General features: G+C 59.1%; 20 protein-coding genes. 14 read left to right on the forward strand and 6 right to left on the reverse strand.

All coding sequences use genetic code 11. The features are described from left to right. Positions 1-204: 204 nt before the first annotated feature. From C4S63_RS16220 to C4S63_RS16250, 7 genes are all read left to right on the forward strand, one after another. Positions 205-1,548, forward strand: a complete 1,344-nt coding sequence (locus C4S63_RS16220; protein WP_103918188.1) for a TRZ/ATZ family hydrolase — start codon at positions 205-207, stop codon at positions 1,546-1,548. Positions 1,549-1,561: 13 nt separating this feature from the next. Continuing rightward, complete coding sequence (gene ubiG, locus C4S63_RS16225; protein ID WP_062817725.1) at positions 1,562-2,260, forward strand: bifunctional 2-polyprenyl-6-hydroxyphenol methylase/3-demethylubiquinol 3-O-methyltransferase UbiG; 699 nt, start codon at positions 1,562-1,564, stop codon at positions 2,258-2,260. 170 nt (positions 2,261-2,430) lie between these two features. Further along, entirely contained in the window at positions 2,431-3,111 is a 681-nt protein-coding gene (locus C4S63_RS16230; protein WP_103918189.1) for an HAD-IA family hydrolase, read from the forward strand. Next, positions 3,108-3,884, forward strand: coding sequence for a YciK family oxidoreductase (locus C4S63_RS16235; RefSeq protein WP_062817691.1), 777 nt, complete (start codon positions 3,108-3,110; stop codon positions 3,882-3,884). The genes C4S63_RS16230 and C4S63_RS16235 overlap by 4 nt, the downstream gene beginning before the upstream one ends. Positions 3,885-4,213: 329 nt before the next feature. Beyond that, positions 4,214-5,383 carry a putative solute-binding protein gene (locus tag C4S63_RS16240; protein ID WP_062817690.1) on the forward strand — a complete coding sequence of 390 codons (1,170 nt, stop codon included), beginning with the start codon at positions 4,214-4,216 and terminating at the stop codon, positions 5,381-5,383. A 110-nt stretch (positions 5,384-5,493) separates the two neighbouring features. After that, positions 5,494-6,576, forward strand: a complete 1,083-nt coding sequence (locus C4S63_RS16245; RefSeq protein WP_062817689.1) for a putative solute-binding protein — start codon at positions 5,494-5,496, stop codon at positions 6,574-6,576. A gap of 144 nt (positions 6,577-6,720) precedes the next feature. After that, positions 6,721-7,896: a putative solute-binding protein gene (locus C4S63_RS16250; RefSeq protein WP_103918190.1), complete on the forward strand. Its 1,176-nt coding sequence runs from the start codon at positions 6,721-6,723 to the stop codon at positions 7,894-7,896. A gap of 362 nt (positions 7,897-8,258) precedes the next feature. Here C4S63_RS16250 and C4S63_RS16255 read toward each other — a convergent pair whose 3' ends face one another. Beyond that, entirely contained in the window at positions 8,259-9,620 is a 1,362-nt protein-coding gene (locus C4S63_RS16255; protein ID WP_103918191.1) for an AarF/ABC1/UbiB kinase family protein, read from the reverse strand. A gap of 175 nt (positions 9,621-9,795) precedes the next feature. Here C4S63_RS16255 and C4S63_RS16260 point away from each other — a divergent pair, with 175 nt between their 5' ends. The 6 genes from C4S63_RS16260 to C4S63_RS16280 all read left to right on the forward strand — a co-directional run bounded on the left by C4S63_RS16260 (position 9,796) and on the right by C4S63_RS16280 (position 15,844). Next, complete coding sequence (locus C4S63_RS16260) at positions 9,796-10,824, forward strand: hypothetical protein (RefSeq protein WP_103918192.1); 1,029 nt, start codon at positions 9,796-9,798, stop codon at positions 10,822-10,824. Positions 10,825-10,886: 62 nt separating this feature from the next. After that, the gene (locus C4S63_RS16265) at positions 10,887-11,900 is read left to right on the forward strand and encodes a putative solute-binding protein (protein ID WP_063525765.1); all 1,014 of its coding nucleotides are present in this window, start codon (positions 10,887-10,889) and stop codon (positions 11,898-11,900) included. A 206-nt stretch (positions 11,901-12,106) separates the two neighbouring features. Next, positions 12,107-14,419 (forward strand): TRAP transporter large permease subunit, encoded by a 2,313-nt coding sequence (locus C4S63_RS16270; RefSeq protein WP_369799178.1) that lies wholly within the window; start codon positions 12,107-12,109, stop codon positions 14,417-14,419. Between the two features lie 186 nt (positions 14,420-14,605). Further along, a complete protein-coding gene (locus C4S63_RS17405; RefSeq protein WP_156478304.1) occupies positions 14,606-14,758 on the forward strand; it encodes a hypothetical protein in 153 nt (50 codons plus the stop codon). A gap of 5 nt (positions 14,759-14,763) precedes the next feature. Continuing rightward, positions 14,764-15,126: a PilZ domain-containing protein gene (locus tag C4S63_RS16275; protein WP_062817683.1), complete on the forward strand. Its 363-nt coding sequence runs from the start codon at positions 14,764-14,766 to the stop codon at positions 15,124-15,126. Then, on the forward strand, positions 15,119-15,844 hold the full coding sequence (locus tag C4S63_RS16280) for a class I SAM-dependent methyltransferase (RefSeq protein ID WP_103918193.1): 726 nt from the start codon (positions 15,119-15,121) through the stop codon (positions 15,842-15,844). The genes C4S63_RS16275 and C4S63_RS16280 overlap by 8 nt, the downstream gene beginning before the upstream one ends. Before the next feature lie 188 nt (positions 15,845-16,032). Here the strand turns inward: C4S63_RS16280 and C4S63_RS16285 are convergent, their stop codons facing one another. The 5 genes from C4S63_RS16285 to rnd all read right to left on the reverse strand — a co-directional run bounded on the left by C4S63_RS16285 (position 16,033) and on the right by rnd (position 18,733). Continuing rightward, positions 16,033-16,488, reverse strand: a complete 456-nt coding sequence (locus C4S63_RS16285) for an HIT family protein (protein WP_103918194.1) — start codon at positions 16,486-16,488, stop codon at positions 16,033-16,035. Further along, positions 16,485-16,832 carry a hypothetical protein gene (locus C4S63_RS16290; RefSeq protein WP_231874261.1) on the reverse strand — a complete coding sequence of 116 codons (348 nt, stop codon included), beginning with the start codon at positions 16,830-16,832 and terminating at the stop codon, positions 16,485-16,487. The genes C4S63_RS16285 and C4S63_RS16290 overlap by 4 nt, the downstream gene beginning before the upstream one ends. Before the next feature lie 77 nt (positions 16,833-16,909). Further along, positions 16,910-17,362, reverse strand: a complete 453-nt coding sequence (locus C4S63_RS16295; RefSeq protein WP_103918195.1) for a YcgN family cysteine cluster protein — start codon at positions 17,360-17,362, stop codon at positions 16,910-16,912. After that, positions 17,355-17,660 (reverse strand): YcgL domain-containing protein, encoded by a 306-nt coding sequence (locus C4S63_RS16300; RefSeq protein ID WP_062817678.1) that lies wholly within the window; start codon positions 17,658-17,660, stop codon positions 17,355-17,357. The genes C4S63_RS16295 and C4S63_RS16300 overlap by 8 nt, the downstream gene beginning before the upstream one ends. Beyond that, entirely contained in the window at positions 17,660-18,733 is a 1,074-nt protein-coding gene (gene rnd / locus C4S63_RS16305) for a ribonuclease D (RefSeq protein ID WP_103918196.1), read from the reverse strand. The genes C4S63_RS16300 and rnd overlap by 1 nt, the downstream gene beginning before the upstream one ends. A 235-nt stretch (positions 18,734-18,968) precedes the next feature. Between rnd and gpmA the strand changes: the two genes are divergently transcribed. After that, positions 18,969-19,715 carry a 2,3-diphosphoglycerate-dependent phosphoglycerate mutase gene (gene gpmA, locus C4S63_RS16310; protein WP_062817676.1) on the forward strand — a complete coding sequence of 249 codons (747 nt, stop codon included), beginning with the start codon at positions 18,969-18,971 and terminating at the stop codon, positions 19,713-19,715. Positions 19,716-19,895: the final 180 nt, after the last annotated feature.

Genomic DNA, 19,895 nt, shown 5'->3' on the forward strand with positions numbered 1-19,895 from the left:
CGCTCGCTGCCGACAGCGGCGGACCGGGCGTACATTCCCGCTTCTGGCACGAAGCCCGGAAAAGCCCCGGATGATAGCACACCCGGAGGGCTTCGGCGCCATAGTCAGACGCCATTGATGCAGAGGCGACCAAACAAGGGCAAGAGCGCCTCTGACACGCTATACTGCGGCGAAAATTGCCCCACCCTCTTCAAGGAGTTGTGCATGAGCGACAATCAGGCTGACCTGATCGTCCACGCCCGCTGGATTGCCCCGGTTGCGCAGAATCAGGCGCCACATGCCGAGGTACTGGAACACCATGCCCTGGTCGTCCGTGATGGCCAGATTGTCGACCTGCTGCCCAGCGCCCTGGCCAATGAGAAGTGGCAGGCCGAGACAGTCCAGCGGCTGGACAGTCACCTGCTGATCCCGGGCCTGATCAATGCCCATACCCATGCGGCCATGAACCTGCTGCGCGGCATCGCCGATGACCTGCCGCTGATGACCTGGCTGGAAAAGCATATCTGGCCGGCGGAAGGCCAGTTCGTCAGCGAACAGTTTGTCTTCGACGGCACCCGGCTGGCAGCGGCGGAAATGATCCGCTCCGGTACGACCTGCTTTGCTGATCAGTACTTCTTCCCGGCCAGCGCCGCCCGCGCCACCGTGGAAGCCGGGCTGCGCGCCAGCCTGTTTTGCCCGATCCTGGATTTCCCCACCCCCATGGGCGGCGGCCCGGAGGACTACCTGCGCCTGGCCACCGATGCCATGGACGAGTGGCGCCATGATCCGCGCATTCAGATCGGTTTCGGCCCCCACGCGCCCTATACCGTGTCCGATGGCCCGCTGCAGAAGGTGCTGACCCTGGCCGAGGAACTGGACGTGCCGATGATGATGCACGTGCACGAAACCGCCGGAGAGATCCAGATGGCGGTGGGCAACACCAGTGAGCGGCCACTCACCCGCCTGAAGAATCTGGGCCTGCTCTCTCCCCGCCTGCTGGCGGTGCACATGACCCAGCTTACCGAAGACGAAATTGCACTGGTGGCAGAAACCGGCACCCAGGTGGTGCACTGTCCGGAATCCAATTTGAAGCTGGCCAGCGGTTTTGCGCCGGTGGAAACGTTGCGCAGGGCCGGTGTCAATGTAGCCCTGGGCACCGACGGTGCCGCCAGCAACAACGACCTGGACATGATCGGCGAGGCCCGCACCGCCGCCTTTCTGGGCAAGGGTGTGAGTCTGCAGGCAGATGCCCTGCCCGCCAGCGAGATACTGCAAATGGCCACCCTGAACGGCGCCCGTGCCCTGGGCCGGGACGACCAGCTCGGTTCACTGGAAATTGGCAAGCAGGCGGATATGGTGGCCGTGGATCTGAACCGTCTGGAGACCCAGCCGGTCTATGATCCGGTGGCACAACTGATCTATGCGGCCAGCCGCGATCAGGTAACCCATACCTGGGTGGGAGGCCGTTGCCTGATGGACAACCGCAAACTCACGACCCTGAACGAAGCCGTGATTCTCAAGAATGCCCAGCAGTGGCAGGAAAAAATTGCCGGAGCCAACAGTGACTGAACAACAACCGCAGATTCCCAATGTAGACGCTGGCGAGATCGCCAAATTCAACGCCCTGGCGGAACAGTGGTGGGATCCCAATTCCGAGTTCCGGCCGCTGCATGACATCAATCCGCTGCGATTGAACTACATCGACGAACGCGTCAGCCTGCCCGGCAAGAAAGTCATCGATATCGGCTGCGGTGGCGGCCTGCTTTCCGAGGGCATGGCCCGGCGCGGCGCCGAGGTGACCGGCATTGATATGGGGGAAGCGCCCTTGGCAGTGGCACGCATCCATGCCGAACAGGCCGGCGTGCCCGTGGAATACCGGCAGATTCCCGCGGAGCAGATCGCCCAGGAGCGGCCCGCCCAGTACGACGTGGTGACCTGTCTGGAAATGCTGGAACACGTGCCCGACCCGTCATCCGTGATTCGCGCCTGTGCGGCTCTGGTGAAACCCGGCGGACAGATTTTCTTCAGCACCATCAACCGCAATCCCAAGGCCTTCCTGTTTGCCATCGTCGGTGCCGAATATGTGCTGCGATTGCTGCCTCGCGGTACCCACGAATACGCCAAGCTGATCAAACCCTCGGAGCTGGCGGGCTGGGCCCGGGACGCAGGCCTGGAAGTGAAAGACACCACCGGTATGGTCTACAACCCGCTGACCCAGGTGTACAAGCTGAACCGGGATGTGTCGGTGAACTACCTGATGCACGCTGTCAAAGGCGAATAAATGTCTCCCTGCAGGAGCGCCGCTTGAGGCGCGAAAAAACAGTTTCGAGGTACGAGTCACGAGTTGCGAAAAGCACAATCGGTTTGCTTTTCGCAACTCGAACCTCGTTACTCGCTTCGCTCGTTTCGCGCCTCAAGCGGCGCTCCTGCAGGGGGCTGTAGAGAGAATGTATGAACAAGCTTGAAGCCGTTTATTTTGATCTGGACGGTACACTGATTGATACCGCACCGGATTTTTATACGGTGCTCAATACCCTGCTGAAACAACATGGCCGGCCTGAGGTCAGCTATTCTGCGGTACGCGCCAATGTGTCCAATGGCGCCCGTGCCCTCACCGAACTGGGATTCGGCGTGGGACCCGAGGATGCGGCATTCCCCCCGCTACTGGAGCAACTGCTGGACGCCTACGAACAGCACCTGGCCGTGGACACCTGCCTGTTTCTAGGCATGGCGGAAACCCTGGACTGGCTGGAGGCCAATGGCTTGCCCTGGGGCATTGTCACCAACAAGCCTTCACGGTTCACCGGGCCGGTGCTGGCCGGGCTTGGCCTGGCACAACGTGTCGGCGCGGTCATCTGCCCGGACCATGTCAAACAGCGCAAGCCGGACCCGGAGGGTCTGTTAATGGCGGCCCGGCTGGACGGGGTCAATCCGGCCCATTGCCTCTACGTGGGCGATCACCTGCGTGACATCCAGGCCGGCCAGAATGCCGGCATGGCCACCGCCGTGGCAGCCTTTGGCTATATCGACGCGGACGATGACCCCCACGGCTGGCAGGCGGACTATTATCTGGAACAGGGCAGCGATCTGCTGCCCCTGCTACAAACCATGAACACTGGGAGTACGGCATGAGCGAGCTGTCATCCGTGAATGCACAGGCACTGGCTTACCAGTGCCCTGCCGATGCCTTCAAGGACCGCATCATTCTGGTTACCGGCGCCGGCGCCGGCATTGGGCGCTGCGCCGCCCTGACCCTGGCCCGCCACGGCGCCACTGTCATCCTGCTGGGTCGCACCCCGGAAAAGCTGGAAAAGGTCTACGACGAGATCAAGGCCGCGGGTGGCCCGGAACCGGCCCTGGCGCCAGTCAACCTGGCGGTGGCCCGGCCGGAGGACTTCCAGGAACTGGCGGGACTGTTCGACAAGGAATTCGGCCGCCTGGATGGCATCCTGCATAACGCTTCCGTGCTTGGCGACATCACTCCGCTGGAGCGCTATGGCGTCGGCACCTGGGACTCGGTCATGCAGGTGAATGTAAACAGTGCCTTCTACCTGACCCAGGCCATGTTGCCGCTACTGCGCGCCAGCGACGATGCACGCCTGCTGTTCACCTCCTCCAGCGTGGGGCGTAAGGGGCGGGCCTTCTGGGGCGCTTATGCGGTCTCCAAGGCCGCCACCGAAAACCTGGCCCAGGTCTTCGCCGAGGAGCTGGAAAATACCAGTAACATCCGCGTCAACACCGTCAACCCCGGTGGCACCCGCACGGACATGCGTGCCCAGGCCTACCCGGGCGAGGATCCTCAGACACTGAAAACACCGGACGAGATCATGGCCCCCTACCTGTTCCTGCTGGGCCCGGACAGCCGTGATGTGAACGGGGAATCCATCGACGCACAGCCTAAGTAACAGGACGCCCTGTTGGCGCGTCGCTGGCGGCGCGATTGAAGAAGTGACGAGTCACGAGAAACGAGTTCCGAAAGGCATAAACTCGACATTCGGGAAGGCCCGGTTTTCGCTTCTCGCAACTCGCACCTCGAAACTATGCTACGGGCCACCAGCGACGCTGCTACGGCAAACGTCTTACTTTATACCGAATAGATTTCCTTGCCACCATTGACCGTTTTGCCGTCGCTGGCCGTAACGCGGCCACCCCCTGCGCCAAAGCTCTCCCCTATTCTGCAAGCGCGTGTTAAACGTATTGCTCATAACAAGAATGCGGCATCAGGGAGATCACCATGCGCAGCCCGATTACTCTTTTCTTTCTGCTTGGTCTGTTGTGCTCATCGCTGAGCGCAGCCAATCTGACCCAGGCCCAGAAACAGCAACTCCAGACCCTGTTACCCGGAGTGACGCTGAACGATTCCACTCTGGAAAAACTCGAGGACGTGTTTTACACCAGAGAGATGCCGGTTCGCAGCCGACTAAAAGCCATCAGCCAGATGGTGGGACTGGACCAGATGCCCGCCGGCAGCACGCTGAAACGCACTATCTGCATCTGGGACATTGCCGGACGCAACGGACCTGTGTTCAACGCGGCCATGGAACAGCGGGCCCTGGCCGTGGAATACGGCATCAATCTGGACATGGTGCCCTATACCAACGAAACCGTGATGGTCGATGAATTCAAGGCCGGTCGTTGCGATGCTGCCCTGATGAGCGGACTGCGTGCCCGCCAGTTCAACCTGTACAGCGGCAGTGTGGATGCCATCGGCGCCGTGCCTTCCCAGAAGCATATGCAAACCCTGCTTCAGGTCCTGTCGCATCCGAGGCAGGCCGGCCATATGGTGCAAGGCGACTATGTGGTGATGGGAATCTTCCCGGCGGGCGCCGCGCATATTTTTGTCAACGACAGAAGCATCAGCTCCCTGGCCAAAGCCGCCGGCAAGCGGGTTGCGGTGCTGGATTATGATGAGACCCAGGCGGAAATGGTGGCGGCCATTGGTGCCACGCCGGTGACCACCGATATCGTCAGCGCCCCCAACAAGTTCAACAACGGTCAGATTGATATTCTGCCCGCTCCCCTGGTCGCGTATGAACTTCTGGAACTCTACAAAGGCATGAGCCCGGATGGCGGTGTGGTGGACTATCCGCTGACGCAGCTGTCCATGCAGTTGATCGGCCGCCTGGACAAGTTTCCCAACGAAGTGGCACAACTGATTCGTGAAGCCTCCTTTGAGGCCTACCCGGAAGTGATCAAACGCATCGAACAGGAAACCCGCCGGGTTCCTGATCGCTGGATGATTGCCATTCCGGACAAGGACAAGCGGGAATACGAAGTGATGATGCAGGATGCCCGCGATGCATTGCGCGCCCAGGAATATTACAGCGCCGACATGCTCAGCCTGCAGCGCAAGATCCGCTGCAAGTTCGATCCCACCCGCTCCGAGTGCAGCATCACTGAATAGGTAATGACGCGGCGTCATGTTGGCGCCGCGTACAATTGTCATACAGGCGGTAAAACTTCCCTTCTCTTTCGCATGCTATAAGCATCAAAACGAATGACAAAGGAAACGTCATGGGGAAGTACCGCACATTTTTCGCCGCGCTTGCGGGCTCTGCACTGCTCACTTTCGCCAGCACCAGTCAGGCCCTGACACTGACGCCCAAACAGCAGCAGCATCTGGCCGAGGCACGAGAGGAAATGGGACTGGGCCCGGATGAGATGCTCAAGCGTCACATCTGCTTGTGGGATCTGTCCGGCCGCTCCGGCCCCATTTTCAATGGCGCCACCAACCTGCGCCTGGATTTGCTGCGCTATAAAATTGATATCAGCCTGGAAGCCTTCACCAACGAAGGTGCCATGGTCGCGTCATTGAAAAATGGTCAATGTGACGCCGCCCTGATGAGCGGTTTTCGCGCCCGCCAGTTCAATCGTTTCAGTGGCACCATTGATGCCATCGGCGCTCTGCCTTCACTGAAGCATATGGACATGCTGATGAAGTCCATCGCATTGCCTCAGCTCAGTGAAAACATGGTAAGCAATAAATATCTGACACTGGCCGTCACACCAGCCGGTGCCGCCTACCTGTTTGTCAATGACAACAAGCTGAATTCGCTGGAGCGGGTTGCCGGCAAAAAAATCGCCGTACTGGATTTTGATCCCGGCCAGTCGAAGATGGTTGCCCAGATCGGCGCCACCCCCGTGGCCACCACGCTTGCCACCGCCCCCAACCAGTTCAACAACGGTAGCGTGGACGTACTGCCCGCCCCCCTGGTTGCCTATCAGGTGCTGGAACTTTACAAGGGCATGGAGCCCGACGGCGGCATCGTTGACTACCCCATCGTGCAGCTCACCGCCCAGCTGATCGGCCATACCGATCGCTTCCCGCCGGCGTTCGCCGCTGTCATTCGTGAAGTGGCCGCCGACAGCTTTTCCTCTATCCAGAAGGCACTGGAAAAAGAAGCGGGCAACATCCCGGAAAAGTGGTGGATTCAGGTAGACCATGGCGAAAAACAGGAATACGACAGCATGATGCGTGCCGCCCGCATGAAACTCCGGGAAAGCGGGTACTACGACGCCACCATGTTGAGAATCATGAAGCGTATCCGCTGCAAGCTGGACCCCCTTCGCCCGGAGTGCAGCCAGGAGACGGAATAACTCTCACCCAGCCCCCTCAGTTGGCATCGCGGCCAGCCACCCCGGCTGGCCAGCCAGCGACTCACCGGTCACGACTGTCACAATGGGCTATCAATCTGAAGTTGTCGCTTCGGAATCAAACAAGAAAATGCCCATGGAGGCCCCGTGACATTCTTTCGCCATCTGCTCATTCTCCCACTGCTGATTGGCGCTTTCTCCGCCAACGCAGACAACGCCCTGAACCTGACGCCGGCGCAACAGGCCGAACTGGAAAAGTTCGCCCCGGGGGTATCGCTCACCCCGGAACTGGCTGACAAGCTGCGTGCCATTGCCTACGACCAGGACCGCAGCCTGGACGATCGTATCCAGGCCATGCAGAAAGTGGCTGGCTTCAGTATGGGCGAACCCCTCAAACGACGTATTTGCATCTGGGATATTGCCGGCCGTGCCGGACCGATCTACAAGGCCGCCGAAGACCAGCGTACCCGCCTGCTCGAATATGGCGTGGATCTGGATATACAGGCTTACACCAATGAAAGCGTGGTGGCAGAAGATCTGAAAGCCGGCATCTGTGATGCAGCGCTGATGAGCGGTCTGCGTGGCCGCCTGTTCAACAAGTATACCGGCACCATTGATTCCATCGGCGGTCTGCCCAGCGACGAGCACATGAAGATTCTGCTGCAGGTGATGGCCAGCCCGAAATCCGCTGACAAGATGGTCAGCGGTGAATATGTCGTTCTGGGTCTCGCGTCTGCCGGCGGCGCCTACGTCTTCGTCAACGACAGGACCATCAACACCCTGGCCAATGCTGCAGGCAAGCGGGTCGCGGTACTGGACTATGACCCCACCCAGGCGGAAATGGTGTCGCAGATCGGCGCCACGCCGGTTGCCTCGGATATCGTCTCTGCCCCCAACAAATTCAACAACGGGGTCGTCGATGTATTGGCTGCGCCGTTGGTGGCCTATGAAATCCTGGAATTGTACAAAGGCATGTCACCGGACGGCGGCATCATCAATTATCCGCTGGCGCAGATCACCATGCAGCTGATTGGTCGCAAGGACAAATTCCCCAATGAAGTGGCCCAGCTGGTGCGCGAAGAGTTCTTCAACAGCTACCACCTGATCAAGGAACGCCTGGACCAGGAAGCGGCCAAGGTGCCCGATCACTGGTGGATCGAAATTCCCGCAGCGGATAAGCGCGAATACGAAACCATGATGCAGGAAGCCCGCCTGACCCTGCGCGAGAAAGACTATTACGATGCGGACATGCTGACGCTGCAACGCAAGATTCGCTGCAAACTCAATCCATCGAAAGGGGAATGTGCCAATCCGGTGGAATAAAGAATAGCTTCAAGTACTGGCTGCAACGCGGGCAGGGTCGTGTCGGAATAGCTCCCTGCCCGCGAGATTGACTTCGAACCCGCGCTGGAGTGTCGCTCGCAGCGCGATTCGGACCTTGGCATTAATGTAGGAGCACCTCTTGAGGTGCGAACCGAGCGTAGCGAGGCAAAAGAGGGTGGTCGTCAGCCGTTCTTTCTGGGACCTGTAGAGCTCTGAAATGCCTGATCGCCCTGCGGTCGATGTCCGCGCAAGCGCGGTTCGCGGCTCAAGCGCCGCTCCTACAGCCGCTTCGTAGTGAACATGGAGTTCAGGGAGCTTTTTGGCCTTTCCCAATCCAACCGGCTATGTAGTTGTAGCTGCCTTCAGTGCAGCAACCCGCCCGGCATATCATCAATTGCCCCGAACATATCCACACGGTTATCACTGAACATATCCATTTCCGGCGCCAGCACCTGCACATAGCGATCGAAATAAAGGAATTGCTTGAGCAACAGGGCAAATTCGCGCGGGAAGCGAATCCCGTGGCCTTCACCAATCTTCACCAGATCCATGAGCAGGCGGTTCACTTCCTTGTCATTGCGATCCGCCTGCACCAGAGCGGACGGGTCAACCTGGCCCAGTGCCCCTTGCAGGCTTTCGATATCCCGTGCCAGGGCGGCCACATCCACTTCCTCGCGGGTCATGCCGATGATCGCCATGGCCTCCGCCATTTGACGGATATCGCCTCGGCCGATGGCGTCAAAGAACTTGGCCATGCCGTCCCAGGCTTCTCGACGGATTCGACCGACAATCCCGAAGTCGATGAATCCGACCCGACCGTCCTCCAGTAACATCAAATTGCCAGCATGCACATCCGCATGGAAGAAATCGCACAGCATCAGGCTGGAAAACCAGGTATTCAGGGCAGAGATCAGGGTTTCCGCCGGATCATCGGTATATTGCCGCAGGACGTTCATGTCCGTCAGAGGCACCCCGAAGAAGCGCTCCATGGTCAGCACCTTGCCGGTGGTGTGGGTCATGACCGGGTCCGGTGCTACCGCTGACGTGTTGCCGGTATCTCGCAGGAACGCATTGAATGCCTGCAGGTTATGGGCTTCCTTGATGAAGTCGCACTCCTCCAGCATGCCGGCCTGCAACTCCTCGATTACCCCGGAAATGGCAGAGCGGGACAGCCCGGGAGCCAGACGTTCGGTAACCCGGGCCGCAAAGTAGAGGAAATTGAAATCGGTCAGCAGCACATTTCGCACACCGGGGCGCTGAACCTTGATCACCACATCCTGTCCGTTTTTGAGCTTCGCCGCATGAACTTGCGCAATGGACGCACTGGCCAATGGCTTGGGATCCACGGACTGATAAAGCGACTCCAGGGGTTTCCCCAGCTCTTTCTCGATCGTTTCACGGATATAGTGAAACGGCAGTGCCGGGGTACGGTCCAGACAGCGCTGGAATTCCACCACATACTCTTCCGGGAAAATCGATGGGGAACTGGCAATAAACTGGCCCAGCTTGATGTACGTGGTACCCAGGGATTCAAAGGTAGTACGCAGCAAAGCCGGTACTGGCGGGCGATCGCCGAGCATCCAGTTAAGCCCCTGGCGCCCCACCACCCCGAGGGTTTCCAGGATGCGCAGGCCGCCACGGGCAGTATTCATCGCCAGAGCGACGCCACTTCTCTCGCCCGCCAGCCAGCTTTTCATGTCTTTGATATCGGTATGATCAGTCATAATAAAGTCTTACTTTCCCGGTGGGTGCGCAGCACAACGTTACGTATTCCATCATAAAGCAAATTTATTGTTTGTAATTGCTTGCAGGCTTTTTTGTAATTGCCACTTGTGCCAATTGGCGGACTTTCGTACCTTTGATCGCGCTAATCCGAGAACAATAACAAGGAGCTTTCGAATGGGTTCTCTGACCTTGACAAAAATGCTACGACATTCCCGTCTGGCCCTGGTAGGGGGCGCCATCATGGCTCTGCAAGGCTGTGGCGTCATCTACAAGACAACCGGGGACGTGCTGATCAGCTTCGGCCGCTCCGAGATGCTTCCCTACATGCTGACCTTCGACGATGTGCGCATGGCCTGTGTCACCGGCGAAGCGCAGACCCCGCTGCTGATGGCATTTGAACGCGTCGGCTCGCATCCCGAGAAGCTGGGCGCCATGGTTTACACCACTGCCGCCACCTGTGCAGAACAGATTGCCATTGACGCCGAGCTCCGCTACATGCGTGGCGTCAAGGATGGCAATGTGAATGAAGCCCAGGACGCACGTATTGAACAGAAACGCTGGTCGGCCATTGCGGCCAAGCGCCAGTACACCGCCTACCAGAACATGAAGACCGCCTTCGGTGAACAGAAAGAAGGCGAATGTCCCAAGCTGAAGACCGACTTCGACGAGCTGGTGTGGATGATCGGTAATATCTCCGGCGTCCAGGCCCTGCTCAATGATGGCGCATCTGATGGGGCGGTGGGTGTCCCCCGCGATATCGCCGCCAAGGTTGAGCGCAACATGAAGTGCCTGGAGAACGACAAGTGGTGGGGTGTACCCCGTGGTACCCGTGCCGCGGTCTGGAACCTGCTGCCGATGCTGGCTCCGCCCAACGCCGAGCCGTGGAAGGAACTGGAAGCCTCTGCCAAGGCCGGCTTCGATGGCGGTGTTCGACTGGGTAGCGCCCTTTACGCCATGAGCGCCTTCAGCAAGGGCGATGACGAGCGTATGCGCAAGGCCATCCGTGACTTTGCCGCCAACGACCAGAATCTGGATCCGGAGTACTCCATGATGGATGCCATTGCCGGCTTCATTGTCACGGGTATTTCCGACCGGGAATGGACAGAAAATACCGGTAAGCGCACCCCCATTGGTGGGCTCGGGACATTCTGGGATGACGCCGCCAAATCCGGGCCGGCGATCAATATTGACGATTTGCTGTAAGCCTGTTTGCGGCCCCTTGGGGCCGCTTTGAATTAGATTAAGAAGTAACCAGGAGACATGCCATGCGCTATTTGAAGGCGTTTACCACAGCAGCGACTGCTGCACTTGCACTGACAATCAGCCCCGCCCAGGCCGCCGAGGAGCGGTCCATGTGCGTGTTCGATATCATTGGCGCCAACGGTGATATCTACAACATCATGAAGGACTACAAGACCGCCGCTCTTGGCTGGGGTGTAGACCTGGAGCTGAAGCCCTACACGGATGAGAAAATCGCCGCCGAGGACCTGAAAGCCGGCCAGTGTGATGCTGCCGTCCTGACAGGCATCCGGGGCCGCCAATTCAATAATTATACCGGCAGCCTGGATTCCATCGGGGCCATCCCCTCCTATGACGCCATGCGCACCGTGGTCACTGTTCTGGCCAGCGGCAACCCTTCCATCAACGAGAAGCTGGTTTCCGGCCCCTATGAAGTGGGTGGTATTGCCCCCATGGGTGCGGCCTACCTGTTCGTGAAAGATCGCACCATCGATACCGTGGGCGAGCTCTCCGGCAAATCCATCGCCGTACTGGAATACGACAGCGCCCAGGCCAGCATGGCCTCCCGCGTAGGCATGTCTCCGGTGATGTCTGATATCACCAACTTCTCCGGCCGTTTCAACAACGGTTCCGTGGATATCTGCTTCGCTCCCATTGCGGCCTACTCTGCACTGGAACTGTACAAGGGCATGCAGCCGGATGGTGGCATGATCGATTACGTACTGGGGCAATTGACGGCCCAGGTGATCCTCAAAAAAGATCGCTTCCCGGACGGCTTTGCTGACAGCTCCCGCAAATACATGCTGGGTCAGTTCGATCGCGCCATGACCGTGATCGAGAACGCCAACAACGAAGTCGACAAGAAATGGTGGATCCGCATCCCCGAGGCCGACAAGCTGCGTTATGACGAAATGATGCGCGAGGCGCGTATCGCCCTGACCAACGACGGTGTTTACAGCAAGGACATGATGTCCCTGCTGCGCAAGGTGCGCTGCAAGGAAGAACCTTCCCGCGCCGAATGCGTTAATCCGGTCGAGTAAGCGCAGTACTGACAGCGGGGCCCCAGTGGCCCCGTTTTTCCCTAGCAACCTAATTTCTGTCACCCGGCGTCGCTCTGCCGGGTAGTCAAGGTGTTTACACTGCCATAGAATGCGGAGAACAAGGCCTGAGGGCCCGCGGGTAGCCTTTTCCCCGTAATCCAGGCGGTATAACAATAACCGGGTGCACAATGGATAAAACTTCTTCTATGAAAATGGCAAACCGTTCTGTCGGTGAATGGTTGTCATCGTTACCTACCCTGATTCTCCTGTTGCTGACGGTTTTTCTCGCATCTGGGGAAGTGATTCACTCCCAACTCCTGAAGATTGGCGAAAATACCTGGGAAGGCTATTTCCAGTTGCGGGGGGCCGGCATTCTTCAGGAGCCGACCTGTAACCCGGACGCCAATCTTGACGATCAACTGGAAGCCGCCGTCGCCAGGAAAAAACAACAGATGGCGGACGACCCACTGGCCGGGATGTTCGGCACCGAGGTCAACGAGGACGCTCTGCGCCAATCCCTGGAAGCTTCCCAGCAAATCTGCCGTGAGAAGTGGGCCACCTACAACATGGTCCAGGAGAAGGTCACGCCCGGCGTGATTGCTTTCCGGACCCTGGAAGGCGGCGTAGCAAAGGTGGTCACCTCCCTGGGCCACTACAAACGGTTGCTGCTGTGTATTCTGGTGATTATCTGTGCCGCCACCGCCACCCTGACGCGCCACCATATTTCCCTGCGCCCGGCGCAAACCCGCAAGGACCATTTCGTATCCAGCCTTGGCCAGCTTTCCGCCAACGTGATGCTGCTGATGTCCGCCTGGGTTTATCGTGGCGAGGAAGTGAGCGCCATGGCTGACGGTGTACAGGTGAACCATTTCTACCTGCACCAATTCTGGATTGCCGGCTTTGCCCTGCTCTCCCTGGCCGCCCTCTGGCAGCTGATCAAACCGCCCAAGGATCTTGAGGAAGGTGGCAGCTGGGGCAAGGCCCTGCTGACCATTCCGCTGTACAGCTTCATGTGTATCACTGCCGGCATCCAGTTCGTCAGCCAGGGCTACTACCACGGGATCAGTGTCTACCTGGGCATGATGATGGAACTGTCTACCCTGTTCCTGAGCCTGGCCCTGTACATCTGGATCGGTATGATGCTGCGCCAGACCAAGATGGCCCACCTGGTGTTTGATGTACTGCGTCCGTGGAAGATGTCCCCGGAACTGATGTGTTTCGTGGTACTCGCAGTGACCGCGATCCCCACCGCCTACACCGGGGCATCCGGTATCTTCGTTATCGCGGCCGGTGCCACTATTTACAACGAACTGATCCGTGCCGGCGCACGCAAGCAACTGGCTCTGGCCGCTACCGCCATGTCCGGCTCCATGGGTGTGGTACTGCGTCCTTGTCTGCTGGTCGTGATCATTGCTGCCCTGAACAACTCGGTCACCACCGATGAACTGTTCACCTCCGGCCTGAAGATTTTCGGTCTGTCACTGCTTCTGTTCTTTATCTACAGCCAGTTTGCCCGCACCGAAGCGGCCCGAATCGCGCCTTTCTCCGAGGCCGTACCGGCCAGCATCAAGCGCCTGGTACCGCTGCTGCCCTATGTGATCATCATGGGCACCGTCGTGGTATTCTTCCGTGACCTGCTGGATACCGAACTCAACGAAAACTACGCACCGATCATCCTGCCGGTGATGCTGCTTGCCATTCTCATCTTTGAGAAACTGAGCAATAAATCCGTGCATCTTTTCACCCTCGTATTGGTGCCTCTGCTGGCTTACTCCCTGTACAACCTGGTGGGTATCAATGCCGCGCTGGATGCGGGCAACATCCCCACCGGCACCTCTGCCGAGGACCTTGAGGCCTTGTTCTGGGGCCTGCTGTGGAGAAACTTGCTGCTCGGCGCCGCGGTCGTGCTCTACTACGTGTTGAAACAACCCGAAGAAGATCCCGATTACCGTGAGGAGCCCGGCGTCGGCGACAAGCTGGAAAACTCCCTGCGTTTTGCCACCAATGAAACCACCGGCCACATTGGCGCCCTGCTCATGCTGATGGCACTGTCTGTGAGTGTAGGCGGCATCATCGAGCGCTCCGGTGTGATGGAGAACCTGCCGGAAACCTTTGCCAACGTCTGGCTGGCCATGACCCTGCTGGTGGTGACCATGGTGATTATCGGCATGATCATGGACCCCTACGGGGCTGTGATCCTGGTCAACGCCACGATCGCCCAGATTGCCTTCGACAATGGCATCGCACCATTACACTTCTGGATGATTACCCTGGTGGCCTTCGAACTGGGTTATCTGTCACCGCCGGTGGCATTGAACCACTTGTTAACACGACAAGTCGTGGGTGAGGCCGAAGTGGAGTCCGCCAAGCTCAAGGAAGGCAGCTTCTTCCGTCGCTATGAGAAGTTCCTGCTTCCCATCGCGGTCATGCTGACGGCCCTGCTGCTGGTCTCCTACGTACCGTTGCTGTCCGATACAGTGCACGAGTACATGTTCCAGAAGATCGAGATCGGCGGCTAAACATTACGTCGGTTTCACCTCAAAAAAGGAGCCTTCGGGCTCCTTTTTTTGTCTGCCTTTTCGAGCCAATTCTGAGTAAGCCCCCCTCCCCCCGTAGCCCCTCAGGGATCAGCTGCAATACCAGTTTCCTATCGTCGATGAATAACTGATACTGTAAAGTATCCGGATGAAACAGGGAGATGGCTGATGAATAAAACACAGGGGTCCCGGACTCCCCGTGAAACAGAACCCTTGCCGAAAACGGTCAAACCCGCCCTGCTGTTTCTTCTGTTCCTGGCAGGGGTGGTCGCGACCATGGCGATTGCCGCCTACGCAGTCGACAGAATGATTTACGGGTAAATCCTATGGCAACGGCAATGGACAATCGTCGCTTCCCCCGCACCAGCCGTGAAGAAAACCTGGCGCTAACCTTGCTGCCCAGCCAGTCCGGCTCGCTGGACCCGGCCGATCGCCTGTATTTGTCTACCCACGATATTTCCCTGGCCGGCATCAGTGTCGAGCTTCCTGCTCCAATCAAACCGAACACGGATGTGGAGCTGTGGGTGGCGTTGCTGGAAGACCATGGCACTTACCACCTCTACGGCACCGTCGCCTGGTGTGCGGCCCCGGAAGGCCAGCTGTTGGCTGGGATTGCACTGGATCTGGAACGGGCAGATGGCCGCCTGTGGGCCGCCCACTTCGATGACGACGGTTTCTTCAGTGACTGAATCGCTGTTCCAGCGTGGCAGTCAGTACCAGCAGTTTCGTCCCACCTATCCTCCTGCCCTGTTCCAGTGGCTCGCTAACCAGTGCCCCTGTCGTGATCGTGCGATGGACCTGGGCTGTGGCAGTGGTCAGGCCAGTCGGGGTCTGGAGCCCTGGTTTCGGCAAGTAATAGGTGCAGATATCAGCCATCCACAGTTACTGGCTGCCCCACCCTCGTCGAGCCACTATCTGGTCAGCGTGGCCCACCGGCTGCCGCTGGCAGACGCCAGCCTGGACCTGATTACTGTTGCCCAGGCCTACCACTGGTTTGATCAAACCGCCTTTCAGGCAGAGGCGGAGCGCACCTTGCGCCCTGAAGGAGTGTTGGCCCTGATCAGTTATGGGATCTGCGAGGTTGCTGGGCTGGAAGGCATGATCCGGGATTTTCATGACGGCCCGCTGGCTCCCTGGTGGCCTGCGCAGCGGGCCCAGGTGGTTGCCGGCTACCCGGATGCCTCCCTGCCCTGGCCGGCACTGACTTACCCCGGCGACAGCATTACCCTCGACTGGTCCGCCACCGACATGCTCGGCTATCTGGACACCTGGTCCGCTCTCGTTCAGGCCGCCCGGGCCGGGGAGTCCCTGCTGGACGACTTCGCACCGAGATTGAAACAAGCCTGGGGGAAGACACAACGCACAGTACGCTGGCCCCTGCGGGTGCGGGCCTGGCGCAAACAGTGAACAGTGAACAGTGAACAGTGAACAGTGAACAGTGAACAGTCTCAGGCTGCAGTCTGAGACAACGCCATCAAGTCTTTTTCTGCTTTTTCAAAAAAAGGCCGCACCCACTGGGTGGGCGCGGCCTTTTGCCTTTCAGATCAAACCCCGCAAACTCGCGACGCAGTTAACTATTCACTATTAACTGTTTCCTACTTAGCTGCTTCCGGAAAGTGCTCACCCAACAGTCCAGCCAGGCGGTCCAGCCGTTTGCGGCGGCGGGCCAGGCCGAAGACGTTGAGCAGTCGGGTAGCCCAGGTGAAGGCGGTAACCAGGGTGTCGCCACCGCGACGGGGGATCACATGCACGTGCACGTGGGGCACATGCTGATTGGCTTCACGGCCATCGTTGACCACGATATTGTGCGCCTTCACCGCCAGTCCGGCGCGTTTCTGGGCCATGATGGTACGGCGAGCCAGGTCCATAAGATGATGGGTCAGGCTGCTGTCCAGTTGCTCCAGCAAGGGGGCATGCTCCTTGGGAATCACCAGACAGTGGGCTTCGCGGATCGGGAACAGATCCAGGATCACCATGGCTCGCTGATCCTCATAGACCACACTGGCAGGTAATTTGCCGTCGCGGATCTGGCAGAAAATGCACTCGCTCATTGGGGATCAGCCATGGCGGTCTGTTTGCGACGCTGACGCCACAACTCCAGCACGGCCGCAATCAGCGCCACCACCAGCATGGCCAACAAGGGCCCTCCGGCCCGCCACAGACTGACATCGTCCTGGGCCAGGCCATCAAACAGCGTCACCACCCATGCCGGGGCCCACTCATCGTGCTGGGGCGACACCGACCAGGGGGTCAGCAACAATGCCGTCAGCAGGATACGCAGCGGCACCTTGGCCCAGATTGCCAGCGGTCGGGTGAGCCACCACCAGACAAAAAGCACGCCTACGCAACCCAACAAATAGGCCAACCAGCCCCACATATACGCTTGTGTTGTCACAGTGACTCCCAGTTTGATGCTGACAGAGCGACCCGAAGTGGCGGGTAAAAGACCGCGCCTATTGGCTCAGGTCCATCCTACTCTATCCAATGAATAATATGCTCTTCCCAATCATCTTCGTGCACAAGCTGCTCGGAGACGACCCGCCCGGCGACGCTGATGCCCGCCTGCCGGACGGTCCCCTCCTCCCCGCTGATCAGCGGATGCCAGTCCGCCAGCGGCTGACCATGAGCCCGTAGCCGGTAGGCGCAGCTGGAAGGCAACCAGTCCGTGTTGCGGGCCACCGCCTCGGTCACCTGGATGCAATCCGGCACCTTGCGAAAGCGGCTATCGTACACCCGGCACTGACATTTCTGGCTATCCAGATAACGGCAGGCCAGATTGGTAAAGGCCAGCTCGCCGCTGTCCTCGTCCTGCAGTTTCACCAGACAGCATCGGCCGCAGCCATCACACAGCGCTTCCCACTCGGCTTTCGACAACTCCCCCAGGGGCAGTTCCCAGAAACGTGTGCGCAGACCGTTTTCAGGCATCCGGCCCTGCCGGTTTATCCGGGTGGCCGTCGGCCATGAACATGTCTTCATCCGGCGGCGGCGGCATTTGCAGATAGAACCCCTGATCACGGATCTTCTCCATCACCTGCGCCACGTCCGCCCGGGCAAGCGGCCGGTCCGGGGACAGGATCATGTCATTCACATGGATGGGGGTGCCGAATTGCTTGAGCAGCACCTCAGGGAGATCCTTGAGGCCTTTCTGGCGATCCACGAACAGATACATCCCCGCCTTCTTGCGGGTCTTGTAAATCGAGCAAAACAGCTTGCCCTTCAACATCAAAGCAACTCCAGCAGGGGCTTGGTCACAATCTCGTTACGCCAGCCGGTGAGCGGCTCGGGCACCTGGTCCGGGTGACGAATCAGGGATTCCAGCCAGCGACGGCGCATCAGCACATCCGGTTTCATGTTCATGGATTCGGCAATCTCGCCGACCCGTTTACGCAGCATCTTGGCCCGTTTTTTCTGCTGGGCATCCGGCGGCCCCGGCAGGGGCTCAGGTGGCGTGCCACGCCGGCCCGCTTCGAGCAGTTCCAGCAGGGTATCACCATCCCGGCGGATCACCTTGGGGTGCAGACCCAGGTCAGAAAACAGGCCCCGGTCGCTGCGGGAGGAGCGGGCCAGATCCAGTAGCTGGGCATCCTTGAGGATAAACCCCTTGGGCAGGTCCCGCTCCCGTGCCATGCGATCCCGCCAGGGAGTCAGCACCGCCAGCACCGCCAGCGCCTGCCCCTGTAACAAGCCGGCACCTTTCACATTACGCCAGGCCTTTTCCGGAGCGGTCACCGTCCGTGCCTGTTCGAGCAGACGCTGACACTCTTCCCGCCACCAGCTCTCACGGCCCAGATTCACCAGCCGATCCCGCAGGATATCGGTCACCTCGGGCAGATATTTCACATCGTCCTCGGCGTAGAGCAACTGCTCCTGACTCAGAGGCCGCTTGAGCCAGTTGGTGCGGGTAGCGCCCTTGGGCAATTCCACCCCGAGCAACATCTGCACCACCTTCTGGTAGCCCAGTTGCATGTCCTCACCGGTGAGAGCAGCAGCGATCTGGGTGTCCTCGATCACCGCCGGGTAATCACCAGTAAAGGCGGCGATGGCTTCCAGATCCTCGGAACAGGCATGCATCACCAGAGGGTGCTGCTGGAACAGGGGCGACAGCGTGGGGCCATTGACCTGCGTCGTGTCGATCAGCCGGATCTGCTCACCATCATGGACCTGAACCAGGGCCAGTTGTGGCCAGAAGGTGCGCTCGCGCATGAATTCCGTGTCCAGGTACAGGGGCGTTGCCGCCGCCAGTCCGGACTGCCAGGTGGAGATGTGGTCGCTGTTGTCGCACCAGAGGTAAGCCATGAAGTCGCCTGAGTCTGAATTGGCGACGATTATACGGGCTCCGGGCAGCCTTTTTCAGCATCGCAGGCCGCCGATTGGCCATTTATCCCCCCTTCGCCCTGATAACCGCCGGCAACACTGTGAAAATTTGCACTCAAGGAGCCGATTAACCGTGAAATATCCTGGCCTGCGCTCAATTTCCCGGCACTTTTCTGCTACCCTTTGCGCCGCACTGAAAACCGCACAGGAATAACCCATGAGCACGAAACTGGTACTGGTCCGCCATGGCCAAAGCGTTTGGAACAAGGAAAACCGTTTCACCGGCTGGAAAGACGTGGATCTCACCGATCAGGGCCGCGAAGAAGCCCGCACAGCTGGCGAATTGCTGAAGGAAGCAGGCTTTGAGTTCGATGTGGCTTACACTTCCGTGCTCAAGCGCGCCATCCGTACCCTGTGGACCATTCTGGACAATATGGACCAGATGTGGATTCCGGTGATCCGCGACTACCGCCTGAACGAACGCCACTATGGCGCCCTGCAGGGCCTGAACAAGGCGGAAACCGCTGCCAAATATGGCGACGAGCAGGTGCATATCTGGCGCCGCAGCTACGATACCCCGCCGCCGAAGATGGAGCGCGACGATGAGCGCTATGCCGGCAACTTCCGGGTATACCAGGGCCTCAGCGACAGCGAGATCCCCCTGTCCGAAAGCCTCAAGGACACCGTAGACCGTTTCGTGCCCTACTTCGAAAGCGAGATCAAACCGCAGATCGAGGCCGGCAAGCAGGTGCTGATCTGTGCCCACGGCAACAGCCTTCGGGCACTGGTGAAGTACCTGGGCGACATTTCCGACGAGGAAATCGTCAAGCTCAACATCCCCACCGGCGTGCCGATGGTGTACGAGCTGGATGACAACCTGAAGCCCATCAAGAACTACTACCTGGGCGATGCCGAGGAAGTGGCCAAGGCGGCCGAGGCCGTGGCGAACCAGGGCAAGGCGTAAGTCACACGGCAACGACCTGACGCAAAAGCCCGACCCGGGAAACCGGGTCGGGCTTTTTTGTTTCTGAGGGCAGATTAAAGCCGGACAGGCTCTGACAGTCGAGTTGAAAGTTAAAAGTTCAAAGTTAAAAAGTGCGCGATGGGTTGATTTTGAGCGGCCATGCCCGCGCCATTAGCGTTA

Source organism: Alcanivorax sp. DSM 26293, assembly GCF_900107995.1.
Lineage (GTDB): Bacteria > Pseudomonadota > Gammaproteobacteria > Pseudomonadales > Alcanivoracaceae > Alcanivorax.